The following is a 17727-nucleotide window of genomic DNA, read 5'->3' as shown; positions in this document are numbered from 1 at the left end:
TGAACGGCGACCTTGCTGAGTTGATCAACCCAGTCTTAGAGGTGGTTTTTGAATCGACTTTTGAGAAGAATCGAATTCTAGAGGTGGTAAATATCAATCACTTGATTGATGTAGTCATTTTTCAGTACGACATATTTACTGAGGATTTTTGGTTGTTCACCTAAAAAATCAATTTCGTATTTCGAGGTACCAAAGTAGCTGTACGAATTTTTATATCGGAAACTGAGCGTGTTCCAATTGAAGCGTACCGTCACTTTATCACCATCACGTTCAATCACTTCTACATTGGCAATGTTGTGTGAAGTTCGTGTATCAGGCATGGTTGCAGATGAGCGTTCAGTTTTGATACGGAACACACGGTCTTCAAGCCCTTGGCGATCTGGATAATAGATGAGTGAAATTTCAGACTGTGGGTCTTCTGTTAATTTGTCATCATCATCCCAAGCAGGCATCCAAAATGACGCGCTTGGTGCATAACAAGCCAACCAATCATCCCATTGTTCATCATCTAAAAAGCGAGCTTCACGATAGAGAAATTGACAGATATTCTCCAAAGAAGTTTTATCTTGTGTACTCATGCCACTTCTCCTTGTGTTGTCGCTTCTAATTCAGCCAGTTCTTTTTCAGCAGAAATTGCATGTTTCATGGTTTTTAACCAATACTGATGCTGTGCCAAATAAAGCCCTTCATCTTCCGTTTTGATACAACTAATTGCAGGTTTTAAACCAATTTCATTGGCTGCATCATCAGGTCCTTGAATCCAATGTTTAGAACCACGACACATGTCGTTCCATTCCAATTCGATGCCTGCATAGCCCGCTTGGCATGCGCGGAATTCTTCTAAATCATCTGGTATTGCCATGCCTGAAGCATTGAAGAAATCTTCATATTGGCGGATACGACGTGCACGTGCTTCAGGTACTTCGCCAACTGGCGCGATACAGTAAATTGTGACTTCAGATTTGTTGACAGAAATCGGGCGAACCACACGAATTTGTGAACCGAATTGATCCATTAAATATACATTTGGATATAAGCAAAGGTTACGTGAACGTTCGATCATCCACTTCGACATTGGCGCACCGAATTTTTCTGTATATTCATCCGCTTTGGCAAAGTTAGGACGGTCTTCAGGATTGCCCCATTGAGTCCATAACAACATATGACCATTGTCAAAACCGTAAGAACCACCACCTTGTTTGCCCCAAGAACCAGCACTCATTGCACGAACATTGTCACCGGCTTCTTTTTCTTTACGCTGTTGCGTGGTTGCTGCATAGTTCCAATGTACTGCTGAAACGTGATAACCATCTGCACCATTTTCAGCCGTCAGTTTCCAGTTGCCTTCAAAGGTATAGGTCGATGCACCACGTAAAACTTCTAGACCTTGTTCAGATTGATCAACAATCATGTCAATCACTTTGGTTGTTTCACCAAGGAATTCTTCTAGACTTGGTACATCTGGATTTAAGCTACCGAATAAGAAACCTTTATAGTTTTCAAAACGAGCCACTTTTTTAAGATCGTGTGAACCATCTTTATTGAAACAATCTGAATAACCTGCATCAGCAGGGTCTTTTACTTTCAATAATTTACCCGAGTTGTTAAAGGTCCAGCCGTGGAAAGGGCAAGTATAGGTTGCTTTATTGCCACGTTTATGACGACAAAGCTGCGCACCACGATGTGAACATGCATTGATCATGGCATTCAGTTCACCATTGCGATTACGCGCAATCAGAATCGGTTGGCGACCCATATAAGTGGTGTAGTAATCGTTGTTATTTGGGATTTGGCTTTCATGTGCCAAATACACCCAATTGCCTTCGAAAATATATTTCATTTCAAGGTCAAACAGACTTTGATCTGTAAATACTGAACGATGTAATTTAAATTCACCTGTTTCAAAATTATCGACAAGTAATTCATCTATACGATCAAGGTGACTGGTGTTTATCACTGGAATACGAGGCATGTCCGTTCTCCGACTATCCATGTGGTGGGCAATTCAAAGGATTTTTTGAACGATGAATTGACAACGCTTTGAGTTTTGTTAAATGCTTTCACGACTTAAATTCTGTGAGTATCGTTATTTTGCTAGCGGATGATGTGTAGCGAGCAAATAACGCATCCCTGTTTAAAAGACATAAGGTTTTCAGTTTCGAATGCTACTTAGTTGAGTCATATTTCAGCGTTAATTCTCAGACTGGAGCAATCGACTACGAACAAACTTGATTTACATCTTGTGTTTGATATACCTTAAAAGAATGGATGGTCGCTGTCTAAGATCAAATTTGCATTTTTTTATATCTTAAAGGTATGGTGTTGAGATGGAACTCAGGCATTTACGCTATTTTGTTGCTGTTGTGGAAGAGCAAAGTTTTACTAAAGCTGCTGAAAAACTTTTTATCGCGCAACCACCACTCAGTCGACAGATTCAAAACCTTGAAAGTGAGCTTGGAATCTCATTATTTGAGAGAGGAAGCCGCCCGCTAAAAACCACTGAAGCTGGGCAATTTTTCTATCAGCATGCAGTTAAACTTTTGTCTAATGCGGAAGAGGTCAAAACTATGACCAAGCGCATTGGACTGATTGAAAAGACGGTGACCATGGGCTTTGTCGGGTCTTTGTTGTATGGATTATTGCCCAAAATTGTTTATATGTTTCGTCAGCAACAACCACGCCTCAAAATTGAATTGGTGGAAATGAGCACGAAAGATCAAATTCAAGCACTGAAAGAAGGACGGATTGATGTTGGATTTGGACGCTTAAAAATTTCAGATCCTGCGGTACGTCGAGTATTGCTCAGAGAAGAACCACTGATGTTGGCAGTGCATACCAGCCACTCTTTAGCAGATTCAAAAGGTACATATTTTGCCGATATCGAGGATGAAAATTTATTTCTCTATCCGAGTCATCCTAAGCCGAACTTTTCTACTCAAGTTCGCAATTTATTTTCTGAACATGGTTTAGACCCTAAAAACTTAAAAGAAGTTCGTGAAATTCAATTGGCTTTGGGACTAGTTGCCGCAGGTGAAGGCATGTGTATCGTTCCTGAAAGTGCAAAAACCATTCAATTGCCAAATTTGAAATATATACCACTATTAGATAGTTCTGCGAAAAGTCCTATTTTTATGGCGATTCGTTGCATGGATGAAAGCGAGGATATTCATTCTTTATTTGATTGCATTTACCAAGTCTACGATTTGGAAGGCTTTCAATATGATCGAGCGAGTATTTGAAGATGGGTGCGTAAGTCAAAATTTTGCTAATCAATATTGAAATGAGAGATATTTAATCGTTGATTGATTTAATTCTATGATTAAATATCATGACTTAAAAGTGATATTGATAATGATGATTTAGCATTATATTGGTGTTAGATAAATAAAATTAATGTGAAAAGTAATGTATTGAAAATTAGAAACTTCTGTTCTTTTTTTAAATAAAAACACGATTAAAGCTCTTTTCCAGAATCATTTTAAAAAAACTTAAAGAAAAATATCCGCCAACATTATGTATAAATAAGTTTTAAGACATTGTTTATTCGATTAATTTTAATAAACCGACCTTTAAGGTATGGATTTATATGTAATCGGTTTTGGACAAAAAAAAGGGCTTCATCCATTGTTTGGGAAATTTTTATCACGTTTCTCAGCAGGAGGCTGATTATGCAAACGAATAAATTAAATATAAATAGCATCGTGGATGACGCTAAATTTACACCATTTCATTGGAGTGTTTTGTTGTGGTGTTTAATGATCATTATTTTTGATGGTTATGATTTGGTGATTTATGGAGTCGCTTTGCCATTACTCATGCAAGAATGGGGATTAACAGCAGTTCAAGCGGGATTGCTAGCCAGTACAGGACTATTTGGCATGATGTTTGGTGCAATGAGTTTTGGGACGCTGTCAGATAAATTGGGGCGTAAAAAGACCATTATGATTTGTGTCGCTATTTTCAGCGGTTTTACTTTTCTGGGTGCATTTGCTTCTACACCAATTGAGTTTGGAATTTTACGTTTTCTCGCAGGGCTTGGAATTGGTGGTGTGATGCCGAATGTCGTTGCCTTAATGACTGAATATGCACCGAAAAAAATACGTAGCACTTTGGTTGCGGTGATGTTTAGCGGTTATGCGATAGGGGGCATGACTTCTGCATTATTAGGTGCATGGTTGGTTGCGGATTATGGTTGGAAGATCATGTTCTATATTGCCGCTATTCCAATGATTTGCTTACCTTTGATTTGGAAATTTTTACCTGAATCATTGATGTTTTTAACCCAAAAGGGTGAAAGAGATAAAGTCGCTGAAATCGTGCAAAAAATTTCACCACAGCAGATTATAACAACAAGTACTGAATTTAGTTTAAATGAAGCAAGTCGTGAAAATGAAGCACCGCTCAAAGCTTTATTTCAACAAGGTCGCACTTTTAGCACCATGATGTTTTGGGTGGCATTCTTCATGTGTTTGTTAATGGTTTATGCGCTTGGAAGTTGGTTACCGAAACTAATGATCCAAGCAGGCTATTCACTCGGCGCGAGTATGCTTTTCCTTTTCGCTTTAAATATTGGTGGCATGGTTGGTGCGATTGGTGGTGGTGTTTTGGCCGACCGTTTCCATTTAAAACCTGTATTAACCATTATGTTTAGTGTGGGTGCTGTGGCGTTAATTTTACTCGGATTTAAGAGCCACCAAATTTTATTGTATAGCCTGATTGCGATTGCAGGGGCTGCAACGATTGGATCACAAATACTACTTTACACTTTTGTCGCACAATTTTATCCAGCAGCAGTACGCTCAACAGGTATGGGGTGGGCTTCTGGCATTGGTCGTATCGGTGCAATCGTTGGACCTGTCCTAACTGGTGCTTTATTGACTTTACAATTACCACATCAAATGAATTTTTTAGTGATTGCAATTCCTGGTTTTATCGCAGCACTCGCAATTTTCTTGGTGAATTTAAAAGCTTCAGTCGAAAAGCAGACAATTGAAAGCATAGATTACTCAAAAAGAACAGTGAGTGAGTTGTCTTGATTAGCCATTAAAAAACAGTGTGAATTTGGCGGTCTGAATGATATTGATTTGAAGTATGATTTGCCCCCAAAATTATAAAATAGAATATTATTGAATTGATGTTCTGCAGTAATATTAATTCAATAATTAGGTTTTTCTGAAAAGTTGATACACAGAAACGTATCACAAAATTTCAAAGTATGAGTTATTTACGGTACAAGACTCTGATTGAAAATGTTTCTATGAGTGATTGAATAACTTAGAAAATCTAGTCGAGTGTGCCATTTACTTTAAATAACAACTTAATATTATGTTTAGTTAATATTAAATATAAACATTATTATTCAAATATATATTTTATAAAATTGTTTTAAATTAAAACGAATTGTCTATAATAATTTTTCGCACATCATTAAACTTTCAATAGCGAAGAATATGACCTTAGAAAATGAAGTTGAAGATATTCAGAAAGAGCGACATGAATTTGAAACTTTATTGGGTCATCAAAAAAAACAAATCGCATCACAATTTTCAGAAGAATTAGAAGAAAAGTTCTGGAATGATCGACAAGCACGAATTTGTAAGTTGATTATTAGTGCATTCATTCCAGCCAGTATTTTTTATTTGATTTTTGAAATCATTAGTTTACCGATCAATTATTTTACCACTGAAGCACAATTTAGAAATCATGATGTATTCATGACCTTGATTTCATATACAACAGGATAGGTGGCTTTGTTGTGCATTTATATCATGGCGAAGCATCCGATCTGGAAAAATAATTATAGTGCTATCGTGAGTACCGTCATTTGTATCAGTTTAACTATCGTTCAAAGTGTTTTATTTTTAACGCAATCACTGGCTATGACATGGCGTGGTACGCTGATTATCATTTTCGCGTTGATGTTTGCTTATATGTGTTCTGGGCTAAGACCATTACATACTTTTGTTGCAGGGATTATTGCCGCGGTTTTGACATGTATTGTTTTGGGATTGACTGCTAAGCATGTCCCGCCATGGGTATTATTTAATGTCATGATCTTGGGAAATTTAGTGGGCTTAGGGCTTGCTATTTTAACGGTCTCAACAGAACGAGTACGCTTTTTACAGTCACGAATTATTGAACTAGATAAAAAATTGTATGAAATTTTAAATAAACATCTAACCACGATTAGTCAACAAGATACTTTAACATTATTGGGAAATCGGCGTAGTTTTAAGTATCAAATGGAAGAAATGATTCAATGGACACAGCAATCTCAGAGTAGTTTAGCTGTACTATTTATTGATGTAGATTTTTTTAAAATGTTTAATGATGTCTATGGGCATCAACAGGGGGATTTGGCTTTAGTACGTGTTGCTCAAACCTTAAAAAGACATATTTCAGAAGATGATTTGGCGATTCGTTATGGAGGAGAAGAGTTTGTCATTGTTTTGGTGAATACGAATTTACAAGAATCAAAACAGATTGCTGAAAACATTTTACAAGACATACGAGACCAAAAAATAGTTCATGAGAAATCAGAAATTTCTGCATACTTAACATTAAGTATTGGTATGACCTTATATAAAAATAAACAGATGGCGTATGATGAGATTTTAAATGTCGCGGATAATGCTTTGTATGAATCAAAGCGTTTAGGTCGAGATCGTTTGACCTACTTAGAAATTTAATTGGATATGATATTCAACACTTTTATTCGTAGAAAATCAGAGCAATTACAGCATCGATTTTAGAAGAACATCGCTTCTTCATAGTTTTCAAAACTACAACGCGGTATCATAGTTGCATCAATACCTTGGACTACACTATGAAAATTGTTGCAGATGAAAATCTAGCATTTACCGATTATTTTTTTGCAGAATTTGGTGAGATTCAGCAAAAAGCAGGGCGTAGTTTAAGTCATGATGATGTTCGAGATGCTGAAGCATTATTGATACGATCAGTCACAAAAGTAAATCCTCAACTTATTCAAAATACACAACTTAAATTTGTGGGCAGTGCCACGATTGGTACTGACCATCTGGAAATATCAGCAATAGAAGCACAGCAAATTGCTTGGTCAAATGCAGCCGGATGTAATGCTCAGGCTGTTGCAGAGTACGTCATCACAGCTTTATTACACATAGATCCTGAGTTTTTAGATCAAGGGAAACAATTCACTTTAGGGATTATCGGTCTTGGAAATGTTGGTTCACGTTTAGCTTATATGGCGCAACTTTTGGGTTGGAATGTCATCGGTTATGATCCATTTGTACAGCATGAAAATATTCAACAAGTAGAATTAGAACAATTATTAAAAGATTCAGATGCAATTACGACACATGTGCCATTAACGAAATCAGGTGAGTATCCAACTTATCATTTGATCAATGCAGAAACTTTGGCAATGGTGAAGCCTGAAACAATTTTGATTAATTCAGCACGTGGAGCTGTGGTTGAAGAAGTGGCGCTAATTCAGGACATTTTAAATACACAACGTAAAGTGGTCTTAGATGTATTTGAGCATGAGCCTGAAATCTCACAACAATTACTCGATTTAATTACATTAGTTACACCACATATTGCAGGTTATAGTTTGGAAGGGAAGGCACGTGGTACGCAAATGATTTACGACGCCTTTTGTAAAACCTTTGATTATCCTGCGCATAAAAAGTTTGAGTCGCAACTTCCAGCATGTGCCCAATTTTTCTATGGTAATAGCATTAAACAAACTTTGAAGCATCATTTGTCTGATATTTATAATATTTCACGTGATGACCAAAATCTACGAGCATGTTTAAAAGACGGAAAGGTTGATCAAAAAGCTTTTGATTATCTCCGTAAAACTTATCCTTTGCGCCGTGAATGGGCTGCACATGGTGGGCCAAAAGCATGAGTGAATCTGTAAAATTTCAGCCGACCTGTGATCTAAAAGCCTTAAAAGCTCGTGCCAAAATGTATGCACAGCTTCGTCAGTTTTTTGCGGAGCGTGATGTGTTGGAAGTAGAAACACCTGTACTTTCTCAAGCGGGCGTGACCGATGTGCATTTGGCTTCTGTGCAGGCACAGCGTCATGTACAAGGCAAAAAACAAATCCATTATTTACAGACTTCACCTGAATTTGCCATGAAGCGTTTGCTTGCGAGTGGCAGTGGGGCAATTTATCAAATCTGCAAAGTCTTTCGTGATGATGAGCATGGGCGTAAACATAATAGTGAATTTACCATGTTGGAGTGGTATCGCCCTGAGTTTTCACTGAAAGATTTAATGTTGGAAGTGACCGATTTACTCAATGTGGTTTTGGCTGAGCGTTTTGGTGAAGTTCGTCCAACCATTTACAGCTATAAACATGCATTTATGGATCGTTTGGATTTAAATCCATTGCAAGCGACTTTAAAAGAGTTAAAAGATGCTTGTCGCCGTGTGGGTTTAAATTTGGATTTGGGCGATGACCGTTTAGGCTATATCGACCTTTTATTTTCACATATGGTTGAGCCAAGTTTGGGTTTTGATACACCTGTATTTTTAACCGATTTTCCACCTGAAATGGCGTCACTTGCCAAAACACGCATTGATGAAGATGGGGAATTGGTTGCGGCACGTTTTGAGTTGTACATCGAAGGTTTGGAACTTGCCAATGCTTATGATGAACTGATTGATGCAAATGTATTGCGTGGTCGTTTTGAAGCGGATAATGCTGAGCGTGAAAAGTTGGGCTTACATGTGATGCCGATAGATGAGTATTTGCTTGCCGCATTACCAAATATGCCTGAATGTTCAGGGATTGCTTTGGGAATTGATCGTTTGTTGATGGTTGTGACCAACCAAATGAAGTTGGAAAAGGTGGTGAGTTTTACGGCAGATGTGTCATGAGGGCTTAGAACATGCCTGATTGATGATATTGGGCATGATTTTTAATAAAATAATTAAAGGCAATGAGAAAAATGAAACCTTACTTTATCAAAGATGATGATGGGAATTATCTGAATCCAATATACTTATTTGATATTTTTACTGTAAGAGTTTCAAATGTAGGGTCTTTTTTTGTATTTACTGCTATTAAATCAGCAAAAACATTTGGCAATCTTGAAAGTATCAAAAATATTGATACATACGAAGTTCAGGAATGGATGAAAAATTTTTTACAAGTATTTCAAAATTTCAAAAAGATTGGAAATACTTTTAATTGTGAAAATGAAGAGTTATATGTTTTTGAAAAGTCAGAATTGATTAATACAGAAATTCATACCTCTCTAGATATTGATAAGATTTCGCATATCAACTCAATCTATGAAAACTATATTTTGCAGTATTTTGAAATTGTGTATATTGACTCAGATCAGGTCACGATTAAAAAATTTGAGTCTGATGAATTAGCGCAAGCTTGGATAGCAGAACATTTTGAAGTTATTTAAGGTGAAGTAGAAAAGGTAGTGGGTTTTACCACGGATAAATCGTGATCTTGATAAATCTTGCTTAAATTTTTAGGCAAGATATGATTTTATTATCAGAATAAAACTCGTAGAACAAGGATAAAAATGAATTTTGTAGATGAGTTATATTATTCTTTAGATAAGAGAATGCGTCCTGAAGATGTTGCAGAATTGATACGAAAGCTTATTTCTGATCAATTAAGTAGTAAAGAAAAAATCATTTTAGAAAAAGCAGCTCAGGGTGCACTTTCTCGTAGAAATATTTCTTATTCGTCTATGTCTCAAAATTTTAGAGATGTCGTTGGAGCAAAAAAACAAATTTTGAAAGTAAATGAATTATTTCAGTTTTCAAAATTTCAAGACTTAGATGATAGTAATGTCAAAGATATTCAAAAAGTTTTAATAAAAATTGAAAATACCTCATTAAAACGAATAGGCAAGAATGATTTTGTACATGATCGTCTGAATAAGAGTGAGCGTAATTTACTAAATTTGCAGTTGTCCAAACGGCAGTATAATAAAAGATGGCGACTAGCAAAGCGTTTGGAAAAAAAGCAAAAGACTGTGCAAAAGGAACTTGAGAAGAATGAGTTCGAAAAAATTGCAAAGCATGGCTTAGCTCACCATATCGTATATGACAACTTTACAAGTGACCTAAGTAGTGCCTGTTTTATTGCGTATTTTAATGCACGGAGTAATTTACGTAGTGTATTTACAAATCAATCTCAAGAACGCCCATTTGATGAAATTTGTGACATGTTATTCAATCGTTGTAAGCATAATGAAAGTACGAATTGGTGGGCTATTGCACAAATTTATATGACTCAAGAGGTTTTGGGGCATTTGTCAGATCTTCAAAAGGGAGCTTTATTAGGACGATGGACAAACATTCTTGAAAATATAGCAAATTTTTTGGAGGAACTTTGGAATAACAATCAAATTAATAGGCAAACAATGATTGTTAAACGTGGGAATGATTCATCAACATGGAACCATGTGGCGGGTGCATGGAATAAAGCTAGAGATCAATGGATGCAACTTATTTATGCAATGGGGTTGGAAGCATTACTTGATGATATCTGCTTTGGTAAAGTACTTAGGTTAATGGCGGGGGATGCGGCTGCTTGGCATTTTAATTCAAGAGGGCAGCTCGATCCTAATACACTTGTATGGCGTAACCTTCCTTTTCCATGGGAAATTTTTCAGAATAAAGTTGTATGTACAAAGGCAGATGTAGTGCAACAGTGCATATTGGCAAACTTAGATCCTGAAAAATCAGGTTGGATAGCACCTAAAATTCATGCTATTGTAAAATTCAAACCTACACCTGAACTTGTAAATGGTGTTGAGGTTGATAATCCGTTTTTAGCGTATTATCTAAAAAAGAATAAATATTTTTCAGGTAAATTATAAATTTTGATAGGTTAGTTCAGTGGTAGAACGTTCGGCTCTGGGACCGAATGGACGCAGGTTCGAGCCCTGCACCTATCGACCATATATTTTAATAAAGTGTAATAAATTATGAGTATTATTGAAAAAGTCATTCTAAAAAATATTGGCGAAGGATATTGTATATTAACACCTCAAAAAATTTTTCCTTATGTTGAATATGTTGATTGGCTTGAAGGTGAAGATGAAGAAGATGGTGCATTGACACGTGCAACACTTCATGATGATTCAACAATTACAGGCTCGGGATTTATCGAGTTGTGGGTTGTATGGCATGAAAATGTAGATAAAATAAGTGGAAATGATTTAAAAAAATTATCTGAATTGGATTCAAATTTAGTACTCAGTTTTGAATAATGAGTTTGGGTTTTATTATGATTATTATAAAAACTTAACCCATTTATGAAAACCAATACTTTTCGCTTCGAAACCCAAATCTTTATAAAATTTATGGGCAATTTCACGTTCAGGACGATTTGAACTATTCAATAGAATCCTAAAAATTTGATGTTCTTTTGCAAAATTTTCAACCGCATTTAATAACAATCTACCGATACCTTGACTACGATAATTTTCATCAACGACAAAAACTTGAATTTTGATGAATTCTCCATCAATCTCCCAACTTTTTAGACGGATGAAACCAGTATAAGCAATAATATGATGATCAAATTCAACAGCTAAAGTATGATAATTTTTATCAAATGAGATTATTTTGAAGCGGTCATATAAATTTTCAGCATTGGTTGGATAGCCCAATTGTTTAGTGAGGTTGGTAATATCTTCAATGTCTTGTTCTAAATTTATAGGTCGTAAAATAAAATTCATGCTAGATTCCCACTTTTCTGTATCCTAAAAAATCCTCCCATTTTTGAGAGGATGTTTCATTTATGCTGTATGTGTATGATGACCTAACTCATGCTTCAAATGACCAATCGCTTCGATCCTTTTCTGAATCAACATCTCACCAATATCTGCACCTTGAATTTCAGGCGGTAGGTCAGAAGCTTTAATCGTACGAACGGTTTTCATTGCATCCAATACATATTGCGCTTGAGGATAATCACGATCCTCTAAACCCAAACGACCACGCGCATCACATTCACACGCCTGCACAAAAGCTTCAACACGCTCAGGACGACGCAATACATCCAAACGCTGTAACAAACGCCATAAAGTACCTGCTTTTAAAGTAAAAGCTTGATGACATTTCAAATGCTCTTTACACACTGCCAAAGCAAGTTGCTTGGTTAACGTAGGAACTTTTAAACGATCACAGACTTCAGTCACAGGCTTAATTCCACGTTCTTCATGCATGATATGACGCGGTAATTCTGCTTCAGGCGTCAAAGCTTTACCCAAATCATGAACTAAGACAGCAAAACGCACATCCAAAGAATAATTAGCTTTACAAGCTTGTTGCAAAGACATCAGAGTATGAATACCACAGTCAATTTCAGGATGATATTCAGGACGTTGCGGAATACCAAACAGCGCATCAATTTCTGGGAATAAAACTTTTAAAGCACCGCATTCACGTAAAACTTCAAAATAAACATCAGCACGATCTTCCATCAAGGCACGTGAGGTTTCTTTCCAAACACGTTCAGGTGTGAGTGCTTCTAATTCACCAGATTCCGCCAATTGACGCATCAATGCCAAAGTTTCATCAGCAATCGAAAACCCATATTGCGCATAACGTGCAGCAAAGCGGGCAACACGGAGTACACGTAAAGGATCTTCAGCAAAGGCAATAGATACATGACGCAGGATTTTATTATTTAAATCATCCTGACCATGATAGGGATCAAACACTTGACCATCGGCATCCATAGCAATTGCATTAATGGTTAAATCACGACGAATTAAATCTTCTTCTAAGGTCACCGCAGGATCGGTATAAAACTCGAAGCCATGATAACCATGCCCAGATTTACGTTCGGTTCGGGCAAGTGCATATTCATCTTTGGTTTCAGGATGCAAAAAAACAGGGAAGTCTTTACCCACAGGTTGATAACCTTGGGCAAGAAGTTGTTCAGGTGTTGCACCCACAACAACATAATCTTTTTCGTGATAGGGATGACCGAGTAAATGATCTCTGACAGCACCGCCTACTAAATAAACTTGCATGAAAAAACCTCTATTCTTAATGCCATCATGCAACAGAATAGAGGTTTTCTCAAGTACAGATCTTTAGTTTACTAAAGATTCATGTATTAACTTTCAGCTTGTTGAATTTCAGCAACTGTTAATGCAGTCATATTCACCAAACGACGAGTTGTTGCAGTCGGTGTTAAAATATGAACTGGTTTAGAAGCACCTAGCAAGATTGGACCAATGGTCACATTATTGCCAGATGTAGATTTTAACAAGTTGAATGAAATGTTTGCCGCATCAAGGTTTGGCATGATCAACAAGTTTGCAGAACCTTTGAAACGTGAGTTCGGGAATGCAAAATGACGAATATTTTCATCCAATGCTGCATCCGCATGCATTTCACCTTCAACTTCAAGTTCAGGTGCAATTTCAGACAAAATTTCAAACACTTTACGCATTTTTTGAGCGCTAGGGTCAGTTTGATCTGAGCCAAAACTTGAGTGAGACAATAATGCAACACGCGGTGTCATACCGAAACGACGTACTTCTTCAGCCGCTAAAATAGTCATTTCAGCCAACTGTTCAGCAGTTGGGTTACGGTTGATATAGGTATCAGCAATAAATAAATTGCGATCTTCAAGCATCAATGCATTCAAGGTAAAGAAGTTATTACGACCTTCTTTTAGCCCGATTACATTGCTAACGAAATCCAAATGGATGTCATAGCTTGAATAGGTACCACATAACATACCATCAGCAAGACCGTGACGAACTAACATTGCAGCAATCAAAGTAGAACGACGACGTGATTCACGTTGAGCATACTCAGGTGTTACGCCTTTGCGTTGCATAATGCTGTGATAATCTTCAGCAAATTTTTCATAATCAGGATTATTTTCTTGATCAACGATGGTGATATTCACACCATTTTCAAGACGTAAGCCTAATTTTTTGATATTTGCTTCAATTACAGCAGTACGACCCACAAGGATCGGATGCGCTAAACCTTCATCAACTGCAATTTGAACTGCACGAAGTACACGCAAATCTTCACCTTCAGCGTATGCAATACGCTTAGGAGCAGATTTCGCTTGGGCAAAAATAGGCTTCATCATCAATGCTGAGTTATAAACAAACTCAGAAAGACGTTGACGATATGCAGAGAAATCAGTAATCGGACGACTTGCCACACCCGAATCCATTGCAGCTTGTGCAACAGCAGGGGCAATTTCAAGAATCAAACGTTGATCAAGCGGACGTGGAATTAAATAGTCACGACCAAAAGATGCAGATTTTTCACCATAAGATGCAGCGTCTGCTTCAACGTGTGCCATACGTGCAATCGCATGTACACATGCAATCTTCATTTCTTCATTAATGGTGGTTGCACCAACGTCCAAAGCACCACGGAAGATATATGGGAAGCAAAGTGCATTATTCACTTGGTTTGGATAGTCAGAACGACCTGTTGCCATGATTACATCAGGGCGAACTTCATGTGCATGTTCAGGTAAAATTTCTGGATCTGGATTTGCCAATGCAAAGATAATCGGATCAGCTGCCATCACTTTAACCATTTCTTTGGTTAAAATACCTGCCGCAGAAAGCCCCAAGAACATGTCCGCACCTGCGATTACGTCTGCAAGTTGAGTACCTTCGATGTCTTGCACATAACGCTTTTTAGACTCATCCAAACCTTCACGTTTAGTGGTCAATAAGCCACGTGAGTCAGCCACGATGATATTTTCTTTCTTCGCACCAATCGCACAAAGTAAATCTAAGCAAGAGAGGGCCGCAGCACCTGCACCTGAAGCGATGATTTTGATTTCTTCAATTTTTTTGCCATTCAATTGCAAAGCATTGATTAACGCTGAACCAACAATAATTGAAGTACCGTGTTGGTCATCGTGAAACACAGGAATATTCATGCGTTCACGAAGTTTTTGTTCAATGTAGAAACATTCTGGTGCTTTAATATCTTCTAAGTTGATACCGCCAAAAGTAGGCTCTAATGCTGCAACAATATCAACAATTTTATCTGGATCATTTTCAGCAATTTCGATGTCAAATACATCGACACCAGCGAACTTTTTAAATAATACGCCTTTACCTTCCATAACAGGTTTTGAAGCTAAAGGACCAATATTTCCAAGACCTAAAACAGCAGTACCATTACTGACCACAGCGACCAAGTTACCACGTGCTGTATAAAGAGCCGCTTTTGATGGGTCTTTCTCGATTTCCAAACATGGCGCAGCAACACCTGGGGAGTAGGCAAGTGCAAGATCATGTTGGTTAACGAGTTGCTTACTAGGAGTGACGCTGATTTTTCCTGGAGTTGGAAATTCATGATAATACAGAGCTTGCTGTTTTAGTGATTGATCGTCCATTTACATCTCGTTTGTTACAATGTACCAGCGGGCGCTGGTGATTTTGGCTAAATTTTCTTGAATATACCATTTGTTGAGCAATATCGACAGTCAAAATGTGCTTATTTCAAACAAAGTTATAGCTTTGAAATCTAAATATCCTAACAAATAGTGATAAGTTTATGTTGTTCTAAATATTTCGTGCTATCCGCAGAGGACAGCGCTTTAGAGAAATAGAAGCCTTGTAAAATATAGCAACCGTGTTTTTCTAGGAACAACATTTGTTCTCTAGTTTCAACACCTTCTGCAACAAGAGTAATCCCGATCGCATTGCCCATTGCAATGATTGCATTTACGATCGCTTCATCTTTCTCTTGCCCAATCTTTGAAATGAATGCTTTGTCTATTTTGAGAATATCGAAAGGATAACTGGTTAAATAGGCGAGTGATGAATAGCCTGTACCAAAATCATCCAAAGAAATAGAAATATGGCGTTCTTTGAGTTGCTGTAGAAGAATATTTACATCCTCTGATTTATCAAATAATGTAGATTCTGTCAGTTCGAGCTCTAACATGTCCCCAGAAATATTATATTTTTGAAGTGCATAATCAATTTCATCGACTAACTCACCACGATAAATTTGTTGCGCAACGATATTGATTGAAACTCTAAAGTGATCAAAACCTAAGCCTTGCCATTCTTGAATTTGCTTACAAGTTTCATGCAGTACGAAAAGCCCAATGTCTGAAATCAAACTGGTTTCTTCTGCAAGCGGAATAAAGATGTCGGGTGAAATATAACCATGAATAGGGTGTAACCAGCGAATTAATGCTTCAAAGCCGTATATTCTATTGGTTCGAATACAAATTTTAGGTTGATAATGTACTGCAAGCTCTTTGTTTTTTATGGCTTTACGCAATTCATTTTCTAAGTTGACTTCTTGATTATGAATGGCTGTTTTCTTGTTTGAATAGAAATAAACAGTATTTCCACCTAAACGCTTGGCTTCATTCAGTGCGGATTCAGCATGCCCATTTAAGCTATCTAACTGTAGACCATGTTCTGGATAAATAGCGGCACCAATAGAAATGGTAATAATCTGTTCTTGTCCATTGATTTCGAAGAGTTGTTTAAAATCTTCTAATAGTTTTTGAGTTTGTTGGTGAATATCAATATTACAGCTACTTAGATTATAGATAACTGCAAAATCATCATTATTCAGATAAGCAATTAAGGACGCGTGAGTACAACTGAGTCTTAAACGATTGGCAACTTGTTTGAGTAATTCATCTCCATCTTTGTGACTTGTAAACTCATTAAATAGTTTAAAACGGTCGATATTGATTCGTAAAACAGCAAAGCTTTTAAATGAATCAGAATAATGTGTCAGATAATTGTGGAGTTGTTGCTTGAAATAAAAACGATTTGGTAAATCGGTCAGAATATCATAATGTTCTAAGTATGATAGCCGTTGCTCTTGTTTTTTACGATCAGTTAGATCAGTAATAATGCCAACATAATTGGCAACTTTATTTTTTTCATCATAAATCGCATTGATATGAACCCACAGAATGACTTTTTTACCTGAAGTGAAATCGACCTGTATTTCAGACTCGTATTCTCCATCGCGGATTAATTCTTGAGTGATTAGGGTATATTCTTGTTGAATTTTCGGGTTGTTATTTATTGTAATATCAAATAGATGTCGTCCAATAACTTCTTCTTCTTTATAATTTAAGAGTTTTTCGAAATAAGGATTAACCTCTAAATAACATAGGTTATTATCTAAAACAAAAACACCTTCCGCAACTTGATCTAGTACATTCGCTGCAAGTTTTAATTTTTCCTGATCTGTTTTTTCTTTTTGAATGTTACGTTGAATGCCAACCATTCTTAGCGGCTTATTTTTTGAGTTTTTAGAAACGACTTTACCAATGTCTTGAACCCAACACCATTGATCATCATGTTTAATACGGTAAATAGCTTCGAAACGCCCACTTTTTCCTTTGAGATGCTGGATGAGTAAGGTTTTATAGTTCGCAATATCATCAGGATGAATATAGTCATTGATACTATTTGGTTTTAGATTTAATTGTCTAAACTCTACATCACTTTTTGAGTTGGCAATTTCAAAGGTGCGCTTTTCAATATTCCACACCCATGAGTGGATTCCAGCCGTTTCATGTGCAAAAGATAAATTGGCTTGATGATTCTCCAAACGGTCATTGATTTGCTTAAAATCATAAATTCTTTCTTTCACAGTTTGTTCAAGTAGATGATTATGCATTTGCAATTCATCTTTCATTGCTTGAGTTTTTGAAATCTCTGATTTGAGTTGTTGTTGCAAATATTGTGATTCTTCAAGTCGTTCCTGTGATTG

15 protein-coding genes and 1 tRNA gene are annotated in these 17727 nt (G+C 36.8%); 10 read left to right on the top strand and 6 right to left on the bottom strand.

Going from position 1 to position 17727, the window contains the following annotated elements; genetic code table 11:
* Positions 1-77 precede the first annotated feature (77 nt).
* Positions 78-578, bottom strand: coding sequence for a benzoate 1,2-dioxygenase small subunit (gene benB / locus EXE10_RS03290; RefSeq protein ID WP_130112344.1), 501 nt, complete (start codon positions 576-578; stop codon positions 78-80).
* Entirely contained in the window at positions 575-1972 is a 1398-nt protein-coding gene (gene benA / locus EXE10_RS03285; protein WP_130112343.1) for a benzoate 1,2-dioxygenase large subunit, read from the bottom strand. The genes benB and benA overlap by 4 nt, the downstream gene beginning before the upstream one ends.
* 355 nt (positions 1973-2327) lie before the next feature.
* On the opposite strand from benA, the gene EXE10_RS03280 reads away from it, so the two are divergent.
* From EXE10_RS03280 to EXE10_RS03235, 10 genes are all read left to right on the top strand, one after another.
* Positions 2328-3239 carry a LysR family transcriptional regulator gene (locus tag EXE10_RS03280; RefSeq protein ID WP_087553517.1) on the top strand — a complete coding sequence of 304 codons (912 nt, stop codon included), beginning with the start codon at positions 2328-2330 and terminating at the stop codon, positions 3237-3239.
* Positions 3240-3668: 429 nt separating this feature from the next.
* Positions 3669-5036, top strand: coding sequence for an MFS transporter (locus EXE10_RS03275; RefSeq protein WP_130112342.1), 1368 nt, complete (start codon positions 3669-3671; stop codon positions 5034-5036).
* A 414-nt stretch (positions 5037-5450) separates the two neighbouring features.
* Positions 5451-5744, top strand: a complete 294-nt coding sequence (locus EXE10_RS03270; RefSeq protein ID WP_130112341.1) for a hypothetical protein — start codon at positions 5451-5453, stop codon at positions 5742-5744.
* Positions 5745-5768: 24 nt separating this feature from the next.
* The gene (locus EXE10_RS03265; protein ID WP_130112340.1) at positions 5769-6689 is read left to right on the top strand and encodes a GGDEF domain-containing protein; all 921 of its coding nucleotides are present in this window, start codon (positions 5769-5771) and stop codon (positions 6687-6689) included.
* 137 nt (positions 6690-6826) lie between these two features.
* On the top strand, positions 6827-7894 hold the full coding sequence (locus EXE10_RS03260; RefSeq protein ID WP_130112339.1) for a 4-phosphoerythronate dehydrogenase: 1068 nt from the start codon (positions 6827-6829) through the stop codon (positions 7892-7894).
* A complete protein-coding gene (gene epmA / locus EXE10_RS03255) occupies positions 7891-8871 on the top strand; it encodes an EF-P lysine aminoacylase EpmA (protein ID WP_130112338.1) in 981 nt (326 codons plus the stop codon). Before EXE10_RS03260 ends, epmA begins: the two co-directional genes overlap by 4 nt.
* A 71-nt stretch (positions 8872-8942) precedes the next feature.
* Complete coding sequence (locus EXE10_RS03250; RefSeq protein WP_087553521.1) at positions 8943-9413, top strand: hypothetical protein; 471 nt, start codon at positions 8943-8945, stop codon at positions 9411-9413.
* A 123-nt stretch (positions 9414-9536) separates the two neighbouring features.
* Positions 9537-10844, top strand: coding sequence for a hypothetical protein (locus tag EXE10_RS03245; protein WP_130112337.1), 1308 nt, complete (start codon positions 9537-9539; stop codon positions 10842-10844).
* A 5-nt stretch (positions 10845-10849) separates the two neighbouring features.
* Positions 10850-10922, top strand: a tRNA-Gln gene (locus EXE10_RS03240).
* A 30-nt stretch (positions 10923-10952) separates the two neighbouring features.
* Positions 10953-11237, top strand: coding sequence for a hypothetical protein (locus EXE10_RS03235; RefSeq protein WP_087553523.1), 285 nt, complete (start codon positions 10953-10955; stop codon positions 11235-11237).
* 24 nt (positions 11238-11261) lie between these two features.
* Here the strand turns inward: EXE10_RS03235 and EXE10_RS03230 are convergent, their stop codons facing one another.
* The 4 genes from EXE10_RS03230 to EXE10_RS03215 form a co-directional block, all read right to left on the bottom strand.
* Positions 11262-11708, bottom strand: a complete 447-nt coding sequence (locus EXE10_RS03230) for a GNAT family N-acetyltransferase (RefSeq protein ID WP_130112336.1) — start codon at positions 11706-11708, stop codon at positions 11262-11264.
* Between the two features lie 60 nt (positions 11709-11768).
* Complete coding sequence (locus tag EXE10_RS03225; RefSeq protein ID WP_087553525.1) at positions 11769-13010, bottom strand: multifunctional CCA addition/repair protein; 1242 nt, start codon at positions 13008-13010, stop codon at positions 11769-11771.
* Positions 13011-13096: 86 nt separating this feature from the next.
* Positions 13097-15367: an NADP-dependent malic enzyme gene (locus EXE10_RS03220; RefSeq protein ID WP_087553526.1), complete on the bottom strand. Its 2271-nt coding sequence runs from the start codon at positions 15365-15367 to the stop codon at positions 13097-13099.
* Positions 15368-15507: 140 nt separating this feature from the next.
* Positions 15508-17694 (bottom strand): EAL and GGDEF domain-containing protein, encoded by a 2187-nt coding sequence (locus EXE10_RS03215; protein WP_228255449.1) that lies wholly within the window; start codon positions 17692-17694, stop codon positions 15508-15510.
* Positions 17695-17727: the final 33 nt, after the last annotated feature.

The organism is Acinetobacter sp. WCHAc060033 (assembly GCF_004209125.1).
GTDB lineage: Bacteria > Pseudomonadota > Gammaproteobacteria > Pseudomonadales > Moraxellaceae > Acinetobacter > Acinetobacter wuhouensis.
The sequence above is the reverse complement of the archived record's forward strand: the minus strand, read 5'-3'. Positions and strand labels throughout refer to the sequence as shown.

Excerpts from the sequence above, each read along its gene's own strand:
- benB (WP_130112344.1), bottom strand. The coding sequence starts at position 578 with ATGAGTACACAAGATAAAACTTCTTTGGAGAATATCTGTCAATTTCTC.
- benA (WP_130112343.1), bottom strand. The coding sequence starts at position 1,972 with ATGCCTCGTATTCCAGTGATAAACACCAGTCACCTTGATCGTATAGAT.
- EXE10_RS03280 (WP_087553517.1), top strand. The coding sequence starts at position 2,328 with ATGGAACTCAGGCATTTACGCTATTTTGTTGCTGTTGTGGAAGAGCAA.
- EXE10_RS03275 (WP_130112342.1), top strand. The coding sequence starts at position 3,669 with ATGCAAACGAATAAATTAAATATAAATAGCATCGTGGATGACGCTAAA.
- EXE10_RS03270 (WP_130112341.1), top strand. The coding sequence starts at position 5,451 with ATGACCTTAGAAAATGAAGTTGAAGATATTCAGAAAGAGCGACATGAA.
- EXE10_RS03265 (WP_130112340.1), top strand. The coding sequence starts at position 5,769 with ATGGCGAAGCATCCGATCTGGAAAAATAATTATAGTGCTATCGTGAGT.
- EXE10_RS03260 (WP_130112339.1), top strand. The coding sequence starts at position 6,827 with ATGAAAATTGTTGCAGATGAAAATCTAGCATTTACCGATTATTTTTTT.
- epmA (WP_130112338.1), top strand. The coding sequence starts at position 7,891 with ATGAGTGAATCTGTAAAATTTCAGCCGACCTGTGATCTAAAAGCCTTA.
- EXE10_RS03250 (WP_087553521.1), top strand. The coding sequence starts at position 8,943 with ATGAAACCTTACTTTATCAAAGATGATGATGGGAATTATCTGAATCCA.
- EXE10_RS03245 (WP_130112337.1), top strand. The coding sequence starts at position 9,537 with ATGAATTTTGTAGATGAGTTATATTATTCTTTAGATAAGAGAATGCGT.
- EXE10_RS03235 (WP_087553523.1), top strand. The coding sequence starts at position 10,953 with ATGAGTATTATTGAAAAAGTCATTCTAAAAAATATTGGCGAAGGATAT.
- EXE10_RS03230 (WP_130112336.1), bottom strand. The coding sequence starts at position 11,708 with ATGAATTTTATTTTACGACCTATAAATTTAGAACAAGACATTGAAGAT.
- EXE10_RS03225 (WP_087553525.1), bottom strand. The coding sequence starts at position 13,010 with ATGCAAGTTTATTTAGTAGGCGGTGCTGTCAGAGATCATTTACTCGGT.
- EXE10_RS03220 (WP_087553526.1), bottom strand. The coding sequence starts at position 15,367 with ATGGACGATCAATCACTAAAACAGCAAGCTCTGTATTATCATGAATTT.